The organism is Morganella sp. GD04133 (assembly GCF_029835375.1).
In the GTDB taxonomy this organism is placed as follows: domain Bacteria; phylum Pseudomonadota; class Gammaproteobacteria; order Enterobacterales; family Enterobacteriaceae; genus Morganella; species Morganella morganii_B.
Map to the genome: position 1 here is coordinate 18,580 of NZ_JAODZS010000032.1, position 18,368 is coordinate 36,947.

Consider the following 18,368-nt stretch of genomic DNA (forward strand, 5'->3'; position numbering starts at 1 on the left):
TCCCGGAATAAAAAGATCAAATTAGATATATCTAAAACAGCACGATTTGTCTTTTAACGGGAATGATTATCACTATCGCAGTATAGCAGGAAGTGACCTGCACTATCAGCAAATGGTGCGAAACACACTGACAGTGCAGGTATAAAGGACGAAAATCAGAAGTCAGGATTAATCAGAACAATTTTTCCGGTTAAATCGCCGGATTCCATCAGCTGGTGGGCTTTTGCCGCATCCGCCAGATTAAAGGTATAGTTGACCAGCGGTTTGACCTTTCCTGCCCGCAACAGCGGCCAGACTTTATGGGCCAGATCACGGGCAATAACCGCTTTCTCTTCCGGTGTCCGGGCGCGCAGTGTTGAGCCGGTATGCAGCAGGCGTTTTACCATCAGCGGCATCAGATTAAGATTCTGCGGATTACCGCGCATCAGGCCAATCTGGATAATCCGCCCGCCTTTGGCTGCAACCTCATAGTTTTTGCTGACATAATCACCACCGATAAGGTCAACAACCATATTCACGCCCTGCCCGCCGGTCAGTTCCGGAATAATCCGGGCAAAATCATCTTCGCGGTAATTAATGACGTGATCAGCACCCAGTTGCCGGGCAAGCTCTGCTTTTTCACTGCTGCCGACGGTGGTGTATACCGTGGCACCAAAGGCTTTCGCCAGCATAATCGCCACGCTGCCGATACCGGAGGTACCACCGTGAATAAGCACACTCTCTTCACTCTGCAGTTTGCCGGTCTGGAAGACGTTCGCCCATACGGTGAAGAAGTTTTCCGGAATGGCTGCCGCTTCGGTGTAACTCAGGTTTTCCAGCGGCAACGCGATGCTGTCATGAACCAGGCAATATTCCGCATATCCCCCGCCTGCAACCAGTGCGCACACTTTATCGCCGATCTGACGGCGTTTGCAGTCCTCCCCGACTGCCACAACGTCGCCCGCGATTTCCAGCCCCGGAATCGGGGAGGCATCCGGCGGCGGCGGATAACTGCCCTGACGCTGAAATACGTCAGGCCGGTTAACACCGGCGGCTGCCACCTTAACCAGCAGGTATTCTCCCTGTACCTTCGGCAACGGCATCTCAATTGCCTGTAATACGTCAGGGCCACCGTGCCGGGTTATATCAATTGCCATCATTGATTCAGGTAATGCATATGACATCATTACTTTTCCTTAAACAGTCCCGGTTTTGTAATACCTGTCGTTTTATGACGAGTCAGGCAAGTTACGGTTTCAGCATAATGCAGCTTATCAAAGATAGCACTGCATGTTTATGACGGTGTATTATATCCGGCCACTGCTTTTTATATTTTTTATCCGGCCGGAATTTTGGTTTTTTCGTTATTTATTTGTGACGGTTTTTAATGTATCACACTACTTTATAACGCGGAAAGAACGCATTATTCATATTTAACCGGCTTATTAACAGGCTGATAAGCAGGAAATTGACCTGCATTCCCCCGCTCTGTTATTTTAAACCGGATTATTGAGAGTTTAATCAAATAATTCACATTATGACATCACGGAAAAAGCATAATATGTCAATATTATGCCCCTGTTTTCAGCCCGGTATGACGATATTTAAACTCAGACTACTTACCACTTTTGGTAGTCTGTGATAAAATTGATTCAAATCAATATTATTTCAAGAGCAAGCCTATGATCCCGGAAAAACGTGTAGTACGTAGAATTCAATCAGGTGGCTGCGCGATCCACTGCCAGGATTGCAGCATCAGCCAGCTTTGTATTCCGTTCACGCTCAATGAGCATGAACTGGATCAGCTCGACAATATTATCGAGCGTAAAAAGCCTATCCAGAAGGGTCAGGCACTGTTTAAAGCCGGAGATGAGCTGAAATCACTGTATGCAATCCGCTCCGGGACCATCAAAAGCTACACCATCACCGAAGAAGGCGATGAGCAGATCACCGGTTTCCATCTTGCCGGTGACCTCGTCGGCTTTGATGCCATTATCAATACCGAGCATCCGAGTTTCGCTCAGGCGCTGGAAACCTCCATGGTTTGTGAAATTCCGTATGAGACCCTGGATGACCTGTCCGGTAAAATGCCGAATCTGCGTCAGCAGATGATGCGCCTGATGAGCGGTGAAATCAAAGGCGATCAGGAAATGATCCTGCTGCTCTCCAAAAAGAATGCCGAAGAGCGTCTGGCGGCCTTTATTTATAACCTGTCCCGCCGTTTTGCGCAGCGCGGTTTTTCCCCGCGGGAATTCCGTCTGACCATGACCCGTGGTGATATCGGTAACTATCTGGGCCTGACGGTCGAGACTATCAGCCGTCTGCTGGGGCGTTTCCAGAAAAGCGGAATGCTGGCGGTAAAAGGCAAATATATCACCATCGAAGATATGGAACAGCTGGCGGCACTGGCTGGTAAAGTACCTGCACTGCCGCAGGATTAATCATTCTCCTCCCGGCAGCATTTTTGCCTGCCGTAAAACGCATCAGACCGGTTAATTTCGGTCTGGTGCGAATATTTCCTACATTACTGCTCCCGTTTGGTTTATCTTTATAGATACGTATCCAGCCCCGCGAGGAGAGATGAATGTCTGAATATCAGAACCTCTTAGTTGCAATAGACCCCAATCAGGATGATCAGCCGGCATTACGGCGTGCGGTATATATCGTGCAACGCAATGGCGGACGCATCAAAGCTTTCTTACCTATCTATGATCTGTCATACGATATGACCACCCTGTTGTCCCCCGAAGAACGGGATGCCATGCGCAAAGGCGTGATTGCTCAGCGTTGCGCGTGGATCAAACAGCAGGCGCGTTATTATCTGGAAGCCGGTATCGATATCGACGTGAAAGTGGTATGGCATAACCGGCCTTATGAGGCGATTATCAGGGAAGTTGTCAGTGGTGGTCATGATCTGCTGCTGAAAATGGCACATCAGAATGATAAATTTGAGTCTCTGATTTTCACCCCGCTGGACTGGCAGCTTCTGCGCAAATGTCCGTGTCCGGTCTGGATGGTTAAGGATAAAGTCTGGCCGGAACAGGGTTCTGTGGTGGTCGGTGTGAATCTGTCCAATGAAGAATCCTACCATGACGCGCTGAATCTCAAACTGGTGTCACTGACACAGGATCTCGCAAAACGGATTGTGAAAGACCCGGCTATCCATCTGGTCAGTGCTTATCCGGTAGCGCCTATCAATATCGCTATCGAATTACCGGATTTTGACCCGAATACTTACAACAACGCACTGCGCGGTCAGCATCTTATCGCCATGAAAGAGCTGCGCCAGCAATTCGCCATCGGCGAGGAGTACACCCACGTTTATGAGGGATTACCGGAGAAAGTGATCCCGGAAGTGTGCGGTGAACTGAATGCCGGGGTGGTGGTGCTGGGTATTATCGGCCGGACCGGTATTTCTGCCGCGTTCCTCGGTAATACCGCAGAGCATGTTATCGACCACCTGAAGTGTGATTTGCTGGCGGTGAAACCGGACGGTTTTGTTTGTCCGATCGATACCAGTGAAGATGATTAATTCTGTCTCCCGCAGAGGCCACGGCATCTGCGGGAATTTTCTTCGCGTTCTGCGATAATCAGAACAACGGCGCACACATCCCGTCACCGAGCACTTTTTTCACGTTCTTCTTATTCGGTTTAAATTCACCGACCACGTTATTATCGGAATAAACCTTAAACTCTGTGGCTTTACTGAGCGCTTCCGTCAGATTGGTCCAGGCCGCAGCACCGGCACGGTTCTTGGTGCTGTCCGGTACAAAATACGCTTCGTCGTCGATCAGAAATTCAATCTGCCCTTCCACTTCATGATCTCCGGCGGAAATAGCAATACTGTGATCGATTGAATTTTCATAATCCTCCGGGTCCGCCCCGACATTACAGGCGACAACAACAGTCACACCGGTGTCATTACTGATCCCGTACTCAATAAACCCCTGACCGAAACCGGATGTCCAGATATTCGGAATGGCTAATGCGGAGGCAGAAAAGAGAAAGAGTGAAACGGCCATTATTTTTTTCATTAATCTGAACCCTCTGAGTGAAAAAAAAGCGGGTAATACATTTACCCGCCTTGTGCATCTTATGCTTTTTTTACCCGGATTACAGTGCGCGCAGAATGGCGTCACAGCTGGCTTTGGCATCGCCAAACAGCATCTGGGTGTTTTCTTTGAAGAACAGCGGGTTCTGAACCCCGGCATAACCGGTATTCATCGAACGTTTAAAGACAATCACGTTCTGCGCTTTCCATACTTCCAGAACCGGCATCCCGGCAATCGGGCTGTTCGGATCTTCCAGTGCCGCAGGGTTAACGGTGTCGTTCGCGCCGATCACCAGTACCACATCAGTGTCTTTGAAATCATCATTGATTTCATCCATTTCCAGTACGATATCGTAAGGCACTTTTGCTTCAGCCAGCAGGACGTTCATGTGTCCCGGCAGACGACCGGCAACCGGATGGATACCAAAACGGACTTCGATGCCCTTATCACGCAGTTTCTGGGTGATATCATGAACCGGATACTGAGCCTGGGCAACCGCCATACCGTAGCCCGGGGTGATGATAACGGAACTTGCCCCTTTGAGCATCTCCGCCACATCTTCCGCACTGATTTCGCGGTGCTCGCCCTGCTCTTCATCACCGGATGATGCAGTGCCGTCAGTACCGAAACCGCCGGCAATCACGCTGATAAAGGAACGGTTCATCGCCTTACACATAATGTAAGACAGGATCGCACCGGAAGAACCGACCAGCGCACCGGTGACAATCAGCAGGTCGTTGCTGAGCATAAAGCCCGCTGCTGCTGCTGCCCATCCGGAATAGGAGTTCAGCATGGAGACCACGACCGGCATGTCCGCACCGCCGATAGAGGCGACGAGGTGCCAGCCGAAGGCCAGTGCAATCACGGTCATCAGGATCAGGGTGAAGACCTGTAAGCCGGTGCTGTCCGTTTTGACAAAGGTCCATAACAGCAGGAAGGACACCACCAGTGCCGCCAGGTTCAGTTTGTGGCGGTTAGGCAGCATCAGCGGTTTGGAGGACAATTTCCCGCATAATTTGCCGTAAGCAACAATAGAACCGGTGAAAGTCACCGCCCCGATAAAGATACCGAGGAACACTTCTGTCAGGTGAATGTTATTCATCACCGCAGAGGTCAGTGCCTGGTCGTGATCCATATAGCTGTTGAAACCGACCAGTACCGCTGCCAGACCCACAAAGCTGTGCAGAACAGCAACCAGCTCCGGCATTTCGGTCATTTCGACTTTACGTGCCAGACGAATACCGATCACCGCACCAATCACCATGGCAACAATAATCCAGCCGATATTAGCAGAATACGGCCCGAAGATGGTGGCAACCAGCGCGATAGCCATACCGGTAATACCCAGCAGGTTACCCCGTTGTGAGGTTTCATGGCGGGATAACCCGGCCAGACTGAAAATAAATAAGATTGCGGCAACAATATATGCCGCTGTAACGACTCCGCCCGACATATTCATTACCCCTTACGAAACATTTTAAGCATACGCTGTGTGACGGTGAATCCGCCGAAAATATTGATACTGGCAATCAGTACCGCAATAAAGGAGAAGAATGTCACCCAGCCGCCGCTGCCGATTTGCAGCAGTGCGCCGACAACGATAATCCCCGAGATTGCGTTGGTCACCGCCATCAGCGGGGTATGCAGTGCATGGCTGACATTCCAGACCACGTAATAGCCGACCACACAGGAGAGTGCGAACACGGTAAAGTGGGATAAGAATTCCGGCGGAGCCACATTCGCCAGCCAGGAGAACAGGATAAATGCCAGTGCCATCAGGCCGTATTTCAGCCACGGTGACATCGGTTTTTCCGGTTTTTTCTCTGCTTTCACAGCGGCCGGTTTTGCCTGTGGCTGAGCGGATACCTGAATCGGTGGTGCAGGCCAGGTGATTTCACCGGCTTTCACTACCGTCAGACCACGGATCACCACATCATCAAAATCGATGTTGATCTGCCCGTCTTTCTCTTTACACATCAGCTTCATCAGGTTCACCAGGTTGGTGCCGTAAAGCTGGGATGACTGGGTGGCAAGGCGTGCTGCCAGGTCGGTGTAACCGATGATTTTGACACCGTTTTCTGTGGTGTGGATTTCACCCGGTACCGTCAGTTCACAGTTACCGCCGTTCTGAGCCGCCAGGTCAACAATTACGCTGCCTGATTTCATCGACTCCACCATTTCTCTGGTGATGAGTTTCGGTGCCGGTTTACCCGGGATCAGCGCGGTAGTGACAATAATATCCACTTCTTTCGCCTGATCGGCAAACAGTGCCATCTCAGCCTTAATAAAGGCCTCCGACATGACTTTCGCGTAACCGTCACCGCTGCCTGCATTTTCTTCGAAATCGAGTTCGAGGAATTCGGCACCCATACTTTTAACCTGATCTTTTACTTCAGGACGGGTATCAAAAGCACGGACAATAGCCCCGAGGCTACCCGCCGCACCGATGGCGGCCAGACCGGCAACACCGGCGCCGATCACCAGCACTTTGGCAGGCGGTACTTTACCGGCGGCGGTGATCTGCCCGGTGAAGAAACGGCCGAAGGCGTTGGCGGCTTCCACAATCGCACGGTAACCGGCGATATTGGCCATCGAACTCAGTGCGTCCAGCGACTGGGCGCGTGAGATACGCGGTACAGAATCCATCGCGAATACGTTGACACCCTGCGCCGCCAGTTTTTCCAGCAGCTGCGGGTTCTGGGCCGGCCAGATAAAACTGACCAGTGAACTGCCCGCCTTCATCAGCGGAATTTCATCATCCTGAGGGGCATTCACTTTAAAAATAAGGTCAGACTGCCAGGCTTCCTGTGTGCTGACAATATCAGCACCGGCTTCGCGGTAAGCGTTGTCATCAAAACTGGCAAGATGACCGGCTCCTGTTTCAACAGCCACATCAAATCCGAGTTTTTTCAGTTGTATTACTGTTGCCGGCGTGGCGGCGACCCGGGTTTCACTGGACTGTCGCTCTTTTGGTACACCAATACGCATAATGTTCCCTTATATAAGCTCAAGTATTTTACGGATGATTGGTCGGACATGTGCGTAAAAAAACAACCAACTGCACAAATTCAGATCAAAAGCACCCTTTTATCCGATATGTCCTAATAAGCTACTGAAAAATGTGATATCGATCCATCTAATTTGTTTGCCGGATGAAATTAAAACGGCATTTATCCGGGAGGAAAAATTTTTTGCCGATAAATGACTATGATTGCATAAATTTATGGTAAAAATAGCTGTATGATTAACAGTCGTTAGATTGCACGATAAATTAAAGCGACAACAAGCACAAATACATGTCATAATTGTGCGGCCAGGATATAAAATTTACAGGTTCAGCACGTTATGAATATTAATTGCGCAAGGCGGAAGGATTTTGTATGAAGCTGAAAACAACGGTCATCGCATCTGCGATGTTTTTTTCATTTACCAGTCTGCTCCCCGCTCAGGCGGCACAGGAATTAACACCGGAACAGGCCGCTCAGTACCAGCCATTTGAGCGGATTGCAGTTACAGGGCGTTTTAATGCTATTTATGAAGCCGCAGCTGCCGTTTCGCGTAAAGCAGACAAAATGGGTGCCGATGCTTTCTATATCCAGAGCCTCGATGATCTGAACAACAATGGCAATATGCGCGTTGTTGCGGATGTTTACCACCGTGATGCACCGCCGGCCGAGAAAAAAGGCTACCGCCAGTTCCGTGGTATTAATGAATTACCTGAGAAAGATGCTATCGGCCTTCAGCCGTTTGATACCGTCACTGTCAGCGGTTTTTTTGCCAACAGCCCTGACCTGAACGATGCTATCGCCAAAGAAGCAGTGAAAAAAGGTGCGGCCTCTTTCTTTATCGTCCGTAATATTTTCACCAACGATGGCGGCAACCAGCTGGTCACTGCCTATGTCTATAAAGCGGATGCACCAAAACGTGTACTGCAGACAGAAGAAGCGCTGATCCCTGCGGATTCAGATGCCGGTCGTGCCGCACTGGCTGCCGGTGGCGAAGCCGCCAAACAGGTTGAAATCCCGGGCGTAGCCTCTTCCACTGATACCGCCGGTAATAATGTCGGCCGTTTCTTTGAAACTCAGTCCTCCCGCAGCGGTCGTTATACCGTCACGCTGCCGGACGGCACCCAGGTTCAGGAACTGAACAAAGCATCAGCCGCTGTTATGGCGCCGTTTGACAGCGTGACCTTCACCGGTTACTACACCACGTCACCGGAAGTCTCTTATCAGGTCGCTAAACGTGCGGCAGCCAAAGGGGCGAAATATTACCATATCACCCGCCAGTGGCAGTCCAGCGGCGGTAACGTGACTATCAGCGCCGACTTATTTAAATAATCACCGCCTGACAGTTCACCGGAAAAAGCGTATCTCAGATACGCTTTTTTTATGGCTTCCCGCTGTGGTATTAACACTTTCACTACATTCTTCTGCTGTCATTCTGATAAACAGTAAATATGCATAATATAATGCAATTAATGCATGATTAAACATTGCATATCCCGCCGCGTATCCGTACAATCAGCGCCAATTTTTGCGTATTCAGTCAGATTGACTGCATGAATCCCCTGCTTACCGCATCAGATTTACCGGGAAGGTCTTTTGGATAAGAAACTCAGTTTAACCGCGCTCACCGCTTTAGTGCTCAGTTCTATGGTCGGTGCCGGTGTGTTTAGTCTCCCGCAGAATATGGCCGAAGTGGCCAGTCCGGCTGCACTTATTATCGGCTGGTCAATTACCGGTGTCGGTATCCTCTTTCTGGCTTTCGCCCTGCTGCTGCTCTCCCGGTTGCGTCCGGATCTCGACGGCGGCATCTTTACCTATGCCAAAGACGGTTTCGGAGAGCTGATTGGTTTTTGCTCCGCCTGGGGATACTGGTTATGTGCGGTGATCGCCAACGTCTCCTATCTGGTGATTGTGTTTGCGGCGTTCAGCTTTTTTACGGATACCCCGGGTAACATTGTTTTCGGTGACGGAAATACCTGGCAGGCGCTGATTGGTGAATCTGTTCTGCTGTGGTTTGTGCATTGTCTGGTGCTGCGCGGGGTACAGACTGCCGCCGGTATCAACAAGCTGGCAACGTTCGCCAAACTGGTGCCGCTCGGCCTGTTTATCGTGCTGGCGGTGATCGCGTTCCGCTGGGATACTTTCCATCTGGATTTCACCGGTGTGGATCTCGGTGTGCCGGTGTGGCAGCAGGTGAAAGATACCATGCTGATCACCCTGTGGGTGTTTATCGGGATTGAAGGTGCCGTTGTGGTTTCCGCCCGTGCCCGCCGCCGTAAAGATGTCGGTCTGGCGACCATGATGGCGGTGATTTCCGCACTGACGATTTATATCCTGGTTACCCTGCTGTCAATGGGGGTGGTTGCCCGTCCTGAACTGGCAGAAATGCGTAATCCGTCGATGGCAACACTGATGGTGAACCTTATTGGCGGCAGCGGCGAGATTATTATCGCAGCAGGTCTGATTATTTCAGTCTGCGGTGCGTATCTGAGCTGGACAATTATGGCTGCCGAAGTGCCGTTTATTGCCGCATTGCATGGCTCTTTCCCGTCACCGTTTAAAAAACAGAATGCGAATAATGCCCCATCCTCCTCTTTATGGATGACTAACGGTGCGGTACAGCTGGCACTGGTGCTGATCTGGCTCAGCGGCAGTAATTATAATACGCTGCTGACCATTGCTTCTGAAATGATTCTGGTGCCTTATTTCCTGGTCGGTGCATTCCTGGTAAAAACCGCCCTGAGAATGAAAAAACCGGCACTGCTCGGTGTTGGCATGATCGCAGCCCTGTATGGCTTATGGCTGATTTATGCATCCGGCATTATCAATCTGATGCTGTCCGTTGTGCTGTATGCACCGGGTATTCTGGTATTTTTGTATGCCCTGAAAAACCGTGAGATAAAAACCACACTGCATTTTATCGAATGGAGCATTATTGCTGCCCTGCTGATAGCAGCAGTTCCCGCACTCTGGTATCTGGTGCGCTGAAAATCTGATAACAGGAGCCGGTCACTGACCGGCTTTTTTATCACCTCCCCCGCATCCCGCCAATTTTCGCTGCTAAACACAAACAGACTTCATTGCTTCCTGCAGAGTACGTGGATAAAAACAAACTGCATGTTGTAACTAAAAAGATAAAGGCACAAAAAAAGGGCAAAAGAAAACGGGCGATGATATGCCCGTTTGTTACTATAATCACCGACACTGGATAAATAAACAGTATACCGTAAAAACGGCACTTTACCCGCTGATTTGTTCCATTGCCTGAATAATCCGTTTATCGGAAACCGGATACGGTGTCCCCAATTGCTGGGCAAACAGACTGATACGCAACTCTTCTATCATCCAGCGCACCGCCTCCGCTTCCGGTCTGCGTTTCTCCACCGGTGACAATTTACCCTGCCACTGCTTCCACAGGTTCTGAACATGCTCGATTTTACTCATGTTCGCCCTGTCGCGGTTAACGTCAGATACCAGTTTTTCGATGCGCCGCTCTATCCCCTGTAAATAGCGCAGGATATCCGGCAGACGCTGCCAGCCGTGCGCCGTCACAAAACCCGGGAAAACCAGACCGCTCATTTGTGCTTTGATGTCAGAGAGGGCAAACGCCATCTGCATATCAATCCGCCCTTTCAGGCGTTTATTAATAGCAAATGTGGTGGTCAGGATTTGCTCCACCAGCTTCGCGATACCGACAACGGTTTCATTCAGCTCAGCCCGGACAAATTCCTGTAACTGCGCGAATTTATCCTCCTGCCAGACCACGCCGCCGTATTGTGCGATCAGCTTGTCGATACCACAGGCGATACAGTCATCAATCAGATCCAGCACTTTGCCGTACGGGTTAAAATACAGTCCCAGCTTGGCTTTGTTCGGTAATTTCTCATGCAGATATTTGATCGGCGACGGAATATTCAGCAACAGCAAACGCCGTGTTCCCGCCTGCATCGCCAGTTGCTGCTCGAATTCCGTTTCAAAAACCTTAATGCCGACACTCTGTTTTTCATCCACCAGCGCCGGATATGCTTTAACCGCATAACCACCGCGTTTTTGCTCATAACAGCCGGGAATGTCGCCGAAACGCCAGATATGGGCACCGCTTTGTTCGATACCGTCATCGACCACATCGGACAGTGTCTGTTGTACCTGCGCTTTCAGGCTCAGTTTCAGCGCTTCCAGATCGTAACCTTCCGCCAGTTTTTTCTGTTTATCCCCCGTGATACGGAAGGTGATCTTCAGATGTGACGGGATCTGATCCAACTGCCAGGATTCACGATCAACGGTAACACCGGTCATACGGCGCAGTTCCCGCTCCAGCGCATCCAGCAGCGCGCCCTGCGGCTCAGGCACCCGCTCCATAAATGCGCCCGCATAGTTTGGTGCAGGCACAAAATTACGGCGTACCGGTTTCGGCAACGATTTGATAAGTGCGATAACCAGTTCTTCACGCAGTCCCGGGATCTGCCAGTCAAACCCTTCCGGACTGACCTGATTCAGTACCGGCAGCGGAATATGTACGGTCACGCCATCCGCTTCCGTTCCGGGCTCAAACTGATAACTCAGGCGGAATTTCAGATCCCCCTGATACCAGTAGTTCGGATAATCCTGTGCCGTCACCTGATTAGCATCAGAGCGAATCAGCATGTTTTTCTCATAATTGAGAAAATCCGGTTTTTGTAACCGTTCCCGTTTCCACCAGTTATCAAAGTGCCGTGATGAGATAATATCCGGCGGCAGACGGGTATCGTAGAAACTGAACAGCGTTTCGTCATCCACCAGGATATCGCGGCGCCGGGATTTATGTTCCAGCTCTTCCACTTCGTTGCGCAGTTTCTGGTTTTCCCGGAAGAACGCATGACGGGTCAGCCAGTCACCTTCCACCAGCGCATGACGGATAAAGAGTTCACGACACAATGCGGGGTCGATATTACCGTAATTCACCGGACGTCCCGCCACAACCGGCAGCCCGTAGAGCGTGACTTTTTCCGTTGCCATCACCGCACCCTGTGATTTTTCCCAGTGCGGCTCGCTATAGTGATATTTCACCAGATGCGGTGCCAGCGGCTCTATCCAGTCCGGTTCGATTTTAGCGGCAATACGCCCCCATAACCGGCTGGTTTCCACCAGTTCCGCCACCATGACCCATTTCGGCGGCTTCTTAAATAAGCCGGAGCCCGGGAAGACAGAGAAACGCGCATTGCGCGCCCCGGTGAACTCCTGTTTTTCCGTGTCTTTCTGCCCGACATGGGACAGCAGACCGCTCAGGAGCGACAGATGGACACTTTTATAATCCGCCGGTTCGCTGTTAACCGGGATCCCCTGCTCTTTTACCACCTGACGCAGCTGGGTATACACATCCTGCCATTCGCGGATCCGCAGATAGTTAAGAAACTCCTGACGACACTGTTTGCGCAGCTGCGAGTTGGATAATACTTTCTGCTGCTCTTTCAGGTAGTTCCACAGATTAACAAAGGCAATAAAGTCAGATTCTTTATCCGCAAAGCGTCGGTGTTTTTCATCCGATGCCTGCTGTTTCTCCAGCGGACGCTCACGGGGATCCTGGATGGAGAGAGCAGCAGCGATCACCATGGTTTCCCGTACCGCGCCGTGGTTACGGGCTTCCAGCACCATCCGCGCCAGACGAGGGTCAATCGGCAGTTTTGCCAGCTGGCGGCCGGTTTGTGTCAGATGATAATGCCCTTCAGCGGAGGTTTTACCATCGATAGCACCCAGCTCTTCCAGCAGTTTGACGCCATCCTGAATATTGCGTTTGTCCGGCGCTTCCACAAACGGGAAGGCAGCGATATCCCCCAACCCGATCGCGGTCATCTGCAGAATAACGGAGGCCAGGTTGGTACGCAGAATTTCCGGGTCGGTAAATTCCGGTCGTGACAGGAAATCATCCTCAGAATAGAGGCGGATGCAGATCCCGTCAGAAACACGGCCGCAACGCCCTTTCCGCTGGTTTGCCGAGGCCTGTGAAATCGGTTCTATCGGCAGGCGCTGAACTTTTGTCCGGTAACTGTAGCGGCTGACACGGGCAAACCCGGTATCAATCACATATTTGATGCCCGGAACGGTCAGTGATGTTTCCGCCACGTTGGTCGCCAGCACGATACGCCGCCCGGTGTGGGGCTGAAAAATCCGGTTCTGTTCGCTGTTGGAAAGACGGGCAAACAACGGCAGCACTTCGGTATGGCGCAAATCGGCTTTATTCAGCGCATCGGCGGTTTCACGGATCTCCCGCTCTCCGCTCATAAAGATAAGAATATCCCCGGCACTTTCCCGTCCCAGCTCATGCACCGCATCCAGAATGCCCTGAGTCAGGTCACGATCCGAGTCATTCTCTTCACCCATCACAGGACGATAACGGACTTCCACCGGATAGGTACGCCCGGAGACTTCAATAATCGGTGCATTACCGAAATGACGGGAAAACCGCTCCGGATCAATGGTCGCGGAGGTGATGATCACTTTCAGATCCGGACGTTTCGGCAGCAGCTGACGCAGATAGCCAAGGATAAAATCGATATTCAGACTGCGTTCATGCGCTTCATCGATGATAATGGTGTCATATTGCAGCAGCAGCTTGTCCTGCTGTAACTCTGCCAGCAGGATCCCGTCCGTCATCAGCTTAACCAGCGAATTATCACTGACCTGATCACTAAAACGGACTTTATAACCGACAGCACCGCCAAGCGGGACTTTCAGCTCATCCGCAATACGGGAAGCCACAGTCCGCGCTGCCAGACGGCGCGGCTGGGTATGGCCGATAAACCCGGTGATACCGCGTCCCAGCTCCAGACAGATTTTCGGGATCTGCGTAGTTTTCCCGGATCCGGTTTCCCCCGCAATGATCACCACCTGATTATCACGGATCGCGTTATAAATCGCTTCACGCTTCTGTGAGACCGGCAGATTATCCGGATAGGTAATCTCCGGCCGGTTGGCAATACGCAGCTCTGTGCGGGTAATACCGCGCAGCATCTCATCCTGTAACCCTGCCAGCACCTTCTGCTGCGATTCCGGGTTGCGGATCTTCGCCACCCCCGCCAGCCGTTTGCGGAACTGATGCTGCTCCCGCAGCGATAAATGGGGGATTAACTGTTTTAATTCATTAAGAAGGGAATTCACCTTGCTGTCCTTCTGGTCGGTAATTTTGTGCCGTCTGTACGGTTTGGCTTTTTGTGCGGCGGGTCTCCCCTCTGTCATTGTTATCCCGTTTTCGGAGTAACACACACTGCACATCCTGATTAAACTTGCCGTATCCGGCTATGGTCAGATTTTTTGATGTTATGCGCCGAATTTATCTGCTGTTCTTTATGCAGCGGCTTTCATACACTGATTACGTAATAAATAAGCTGAATCACAATAACAAGGTTTACTATGCAAAAAGTTCTCGTTCTGAAATCCAGTATTCTTGCGGACTACTCACACACCAACAAAATGGCGGATTATTTTATCGGACAATGGCGGAAAAATCATGCAGATGATGCGATCACTGTCCGCGATCTGAGTGCAGACCCGGTACCGGTGCTGGATAACGAAATTGTTTCCGGTATGCACGCGCCGGCAGGCGGCACCTTAACACAGCGTCAGCAGTCCGCAAATGCATTACAGACTGAACTGATTGATGAGCTTTTTGCACACGACGTTATCGTATTCACCGCACCAATGTATAACTTCACGATACCGACACAACTGAAAACCTATCTGGATTTCATTGCTGCTGCCGGTAAAACGTTCCGCTATACCGAAAACGGTGCCGAAGGGCTGGTGTCGGGCAAACGTGCGATTGTCCTCACCGCCCGCGGCGGTTTCCACCGCGATCAAACGTCTGACCTGATTGTGCCGTTTATGACGCAGTTCCTGGGTTTTATCGGGATCAGTGATATTGAGTTTATTTATGCCGAAGGTGTCTCGATGGGTGAAGATTTTGCTGAAAAAGCACAGCAGAATGCCCGTCAGTGCGTTGAAGCGCTTTCCGCATAACCGGATAACAACATAAAAACAAGCAGTATCATCATTAATCATCCTTGTTCCGCGCCGGATAATCCGGCGCTTTTTTTTGTTGCGGCGCTATTTCTTCAGCCATTTACCGTTGATACCGAGCACATATTCTCCCTGCGGTGCGCGGGTCACCAGTTTCTGTCCGGCGATTTTAGCCACTTCATCCGCTTTCATCCGGTTGGTTTGTGCCAGTTCGCTGTATTTTTGCGTCCGTGCTGTATTAATCTCTTTCACCAGACCGCTGACATCCTGCCGTGACGATGCTTTATCCACCGCTGCGATATAACCACTGAAGGTTTCACCCACCAGCCCCTGCTGTTTGGCTTCATCCAGGGTCAGGGCAAACGCGAAGGTACTGATCAGTAATGTCAGCGCAGCCAGCCCGCTGTTAATGAATTTACGCATTATTCACCTCAAAATATCGCTGAGTTATTTTTCAGCAAATCTTCGACCTGACGGTCAATTTTGACATTAATTTCATGTTCAATTTTGACATTCATATTGATATCAATGGGTTTGTCCGGTGTAGCGACTTCCACCCGCAGACACCCGTTAAGCGCGATAATCATCAGCGGTAATACCGCACCTGCTATCCATTTTTTCATTCTGACTCCGTCGGAGGTTACTCCTGATTCTGTGAAATACTCTTTTCCAGCCAGGCTTCCAGATTGCTGCCGAAACGCAGACTTCGCCATAACTGAAACACATTTTCCTCATGCCGGTAATTCAGGTTTACCGTCCGCCGTGCATCCAGTACCGGATTATAGCCGGAAATCACCGATGACATTGTCAGGACACCCAAGTTGGTGAGATTGACATCCGTCCGCACCCGCTTCATCACCAGATAATCCAGCCAGTTAATCGCCGTACCCGCTGAAATATTATTTTCACTGACCGATTCAACAAACTGATTATCCAGATTGAGGGTCAGCGGTTCGTCGTTTTCCACCCAACCGTTATGCACAATCCACTGCGGATTATCAATATAAAACGGCAATTCCCCGCTGATACTGCCTTCAAGGGCAAACTGTGTCACCTTCAGCGTATTGATCAGCGGGCCGGTATTCAGCTTATCCAGCTTTATCACCGCTGCGGTTTTCTGCGGAATAGTCAGCAACGGCATAGTCACCTGCCCGCCCAGCACATCCAGACTGACGCCGGACAGTTTCAGCGGATAGGCATCATCGTACGGATAATAGCCCTGTAAATCGGCTTTAATATCCGTCACGTCAAACAGATTCTCAACCCGCGCAATACGCAGCATCACCGGCGTTTTACTGCCGAGCTGCCAGCGGCTGTCCGAAAGACGCCACGGCAGCACAAAATCCACACCGTCCACTTCGCCGTCTTTCAGCCTCATGCCCGCCTGTTTGACCACCCAGTGCCCGCCGGCCACAAATCCCTGCCCCGGCGCGGCGGAATACGCTGCCTGGGCATAGAAAACACCATTGCGCAGTGTGATCCCCAGATCGGCCGGGATCAGCGTCTGAAATGCCCGCATATCCTGCTCCGGCCAGCGCGCCTCACCACGCAGACGAACGCCGTCCCAGCGGCTCCAGTAATGTATCGGTCCGATATTTTTTCCGGCTGACAGTTTGCCTTTAACAGAAAAATCACGCGGATCACGGCCATCCAACGTCATATCAAAGGTAGCGGACGGCAGATAACTGTTATCCAGCCGGATTTTACGGGTGGTCAGCTGCACTTTACCGGACAGTTTCTCCTGTCCGCCGGTCCGGGTCCAGATCAGCGGAGACAGCAGTGTCAGCGCCGGGGCATCCATTGACATGACGCCGTAGCGGATACCATTGAATCCGGTATTCAGTTTGCGGATGCGGATTTCCTCATCCAGCCAGGAACCGGCGCCGGAGAATGTCCAGTCCGCATTCAGCGGCTTCATCCGGCCTTTTCCCCAGATTTGCCAGTACCAGCGTCCGTTATCCGGCAGAAATTCCCGCGCCTGGCCTTTCATCTGAAAGCGGTAACGCCCCAGCTCCGGATTATTCACCGTCACAATGGCATCCAGCGGCCCGGAAATTCCCTGCTGTGACAACGACGTTCCCGCCAGCGGCAGACGCAGTTCTTCCACCAGAAAATCCGGACTGAGCTTCCCGCGTGCCCGCACCAGCGCCCCGGAGCGTAACCGGATCAGCGGGTCAGCAAATGTGCCGGTCAGCACCGCCGGTACCCGTCCGGCTGCCCACATATCATTGTGATTGACCTGCCCGGCCAGCTCAAAAGGAATATCAAATTCAGTCAGCGGCAGCGGTGTTTCCGGTAACTGCAATACCACTGTACCTTTACCGCGCACACCCTGCGTGGTCACGGAGATCCGGGCACCCACAAGCATATCCGCCGGTGAGGCGAGCCAGTTTTTCAGTTCTGCGCTGATCGTTCCCTTCAGTGGCTGCTCCCACTCATCCCAGCGCCATTCCCCGTTTTTAATCAGAATGCTTTCCGCCGTGGCTTCCCAGGGAATATTCAGCAGCACAGTCTGCGGATCGGTTTCGCTCAGAGCCAGCACACCCTGCCGTCCCTGCCAGTCAAAGGTCACTCTCAGCGGCTGTGGTCGGTATGTGGTTGTAATTTCCGCCTGTAAACCGCCTTTTCCGGGCAGCGCCGCCGTATTCAGCGGCAGAGTCAGTGCGCCGCTGAGGGCAAATTTTTCATCACCGATAGTGGCATCCAGTTGTGACAAGGTCAGGTTCAGCGCCGGATCAACCGCCAGTTCCGCCTGAATATTCTCTCCCTGATAACTCAGATGCTGTCCCCGGCCGGGTGCGGTTGTCAGGCTCAGTTTTCCCTGATACCTCTGCCAGGGCACGGGGATAACAGTATCAGCGGTCAGCGTCACCGGCGGCAGCTGCGATAACAGCGCGCCGATATCAACCGGTGTACTGTCTGTATCTTCAGAGCCGGAAGGTAATTTCTGAAAGCAATCCGCATCACCGATCAGTGAACCGGCATCAATAACCCAGTGACCGCCGCGCTGATAGTGAAGTGATAACTTTTCCCCGCCTGCCAGCAGGCAGGCATTACTGCGGAGAGACACTTCTTCTATATAGAGACCACCGGCACGAATTTTCGGCTGAGAAAGTGACAATGTAACGCCATCAGGCAGAGAGGATTTCACCACGGCAGGCAGCCAGCGCGGCATTGTCAGCCAGGCCGCCGGGAGGATAATCATCAGCAGAACAAGCAGTACCACCAGCACTTTCAGTAATTTTTTCATAGACCTCAGAGGTGCAGTTCCCCGGTTACAGATACATCAACTAAGCGTTATACTGTAGTCAGCAGATTTCAATCATTTCTGAACACAGGA

Annotated in this window: 13 protein-coding genes; 5 read left to right on the forward strand and 8 right to left on the reverse strand. The window is 51.4% G+C overall.

The window, feature by feature from the left end; all coding sequences use genetic code 11:
• Nucleotides 1-155 precede the first annotated feature (155 nt).
• The gene (locus N7387_RS15660; RefSeq protein WP_274369428.1) at nt 156-1,166 is read right to left on the reverse strand and encodes an NAD(P)H-quinone oxidoreductase; all 1,011 of its coding nucleotides are present in this window, start codon (nt 1,164-1,166) and stop codon (nt 156-158) included.
• A gap of 495 nt (nt 1,167-1,661) precedes the next feature.
• Here N7387_RS15660 and N7387_RS15665 point away from each other — a divergent pair, with 495 nt between their 5' ends.
• Both N7387_RS15665 and uspE read left to right on the forward strand, forming a co-directional pair.
• Entirely contained in the window at nt 1,662-2,420 is a 759-nt protein-coding gene (locus tag N7387_RS15665; RefSeq protein ID WP_004237544.1) for an FNR family transcription factor, read from the forward strand.
• Nucleotides 2,421-2,563: 143 nt separating this feature from the next.
• Complete coding sequence (gene uspE / locus N7387_RS15670) at nt 2,564-3,511, forward strand: universal stress protein UspE (protein ID WP_262859198.1); 948 nt, start codon at nt 2,564-2,566, stop codon at nt 3,509-3,511.
• 58 nt (nt 3,512-3,569) lie between these two features.
• Here uspE and N7387_RS15675 read toward each other — a convergent pair whose 3' ends face one another.
• From N7387_RS15675 to pntA, 3 genes are all read right to left on the reverse strand, one after another.
• Nucleotides 3,570-4,013 (reverse strand): hypothetical protein, encoded by a 444-nt coding sequence (locus N7387_RS15675; RefSeq protein ID WP_262859199.1) that lies wholly within the window; start codon nt 4,011-4,013, stop codon nt 3,570-3,572.
• A gap of 79 nt (nt 4,014-4,092) precedes the next feature.
• Nucleotides 4,093-5,484, reverse strand: coding sequence for a Re/Si-specific NAD(P)(+) transhydrogenase subunit beta (gene pntB, locus N7387_RS15680; protein ID WP_045138870.1), 1,392 nt, complete (start codon nt 5,482-5,484; stop codon nt 4,093-4,095).
• Nucleotides 5,485-5,489: 5 nt separating this feature from the next.
• Entirely contained in the window at nt 5,490-7,019 is a 1,530-nt protein-coding gene (pntA, locus tag N7387_RS15685) for a Re/Si-specific NAD(P)(+) transhydrogenase subunit alpha (RefSeq protein ID WP_279800181.1), read from the reverse strand.
• 392 nt (nt 7,020-7,411) lie between these two features.
• Here pntA and ydgH point away from each other — a divergent pair, with 392 nt between their 5' ends.
• Both ydgH and N7387_RS15695 read left to right on the forward strand, forming a co-directional pair.
• The gene (gene ydgH / locus N7387_RS15690; RefSeq protein WP_262882564.1) at nt 7,412-8,368 is read left to right on the forward strand and encodes a DUF1471 family protein YdgH; all 957 of its coding nucleotides are present in this window, start codon (nt 7,412-7,414) and stop codon (nt 8,366-8,368) included.
• A gap of 264 nt (nt 8,369-8,632) precedes the next feature.
• Entirely contained in the window at nt 8,633-10,024 is a 1,392-nt protein-coding gene (locus N7387_RS15695) for an amino acid permease (RefSeq protein WP_262882563.1), read from the forward strand.
• Nucleotides 10,025-10,276: 252 nt separating this feature from the next.
• On the opposite strand, the gene hrpA is transcribed toward N7387_RS15695, so the two are convergent.
• Nucleotides 10,277-14,170: an ATP-dependent RNA helicase HrpA gene (gene hrpA, locus N7387_RS15700; RefSeq protein WP_279800223.1), complete on the reverse strand. Its 3,894-nt coding sequence runs from the start codon at nt 14,168-14,170 to the stop codon at nt 10,277-10,279.
• A gap of 252 nt (nt 14,171-14,422) precedes the next feature.
• Between hrpA and N7387_RS15705 the strand changes: the two genes are divergently transcribed.
• A complete protein-coding gene (locus N7387_RS15705; RefSeq protein WP_262859202.1) occupies nt 14,423-15,028 on the forward strand; it encodes an FMN-dependent NADH-azoreductase in 606 nt (201 codons plus the stop codon).
• An 87-nt stretch (nt 15,029-15,115) separates the two neighbouring features.
• On the opposite strand, the gene N7387_RS15710 is transcribed toward N7387_RS15705, so the two are convergent.
• Genes N7387_RS15710 through N7387_RS15720 form a run of 3 tightly spaced genes read right to left on the reverse strand, consistent with a single transcriptional unit; the run spans nt 15,116 to nt 18,278 of the window.
• A complete protein-coding gene (locus N7387_RS15710) occupies nt 15,116-15,451 on the reverse strand; it encodes a YdbL family protein (protein ID WP_279800185.1) in 336 nt (111 codons plus the stop codon).
• Nucleotides 15,452-15,459: 8 nt separating this feature from the next.
• Entirely contained in the window at nt 15,460-15,651 is a 192-nt protein-coding gene (locus tag N7387_RS15715) for a YnbE family lipoprotein (RefSeq protein ID WP_004237534.1), read from the reverse strand.
• 17 nt (nt 15,652-15,668) lie between these two features.
• Entirely contained in the window at nt 15,669-18,278 is a 2,610-nt protein-coding gene (locus tag N7387_RS15720; RefSeq protein ID WP_279800188.1) for a YdbH family protein, read from the reverse strand.
• Nucleotides 18,279-18,368 lie beyond the last annotated feature (90 nt).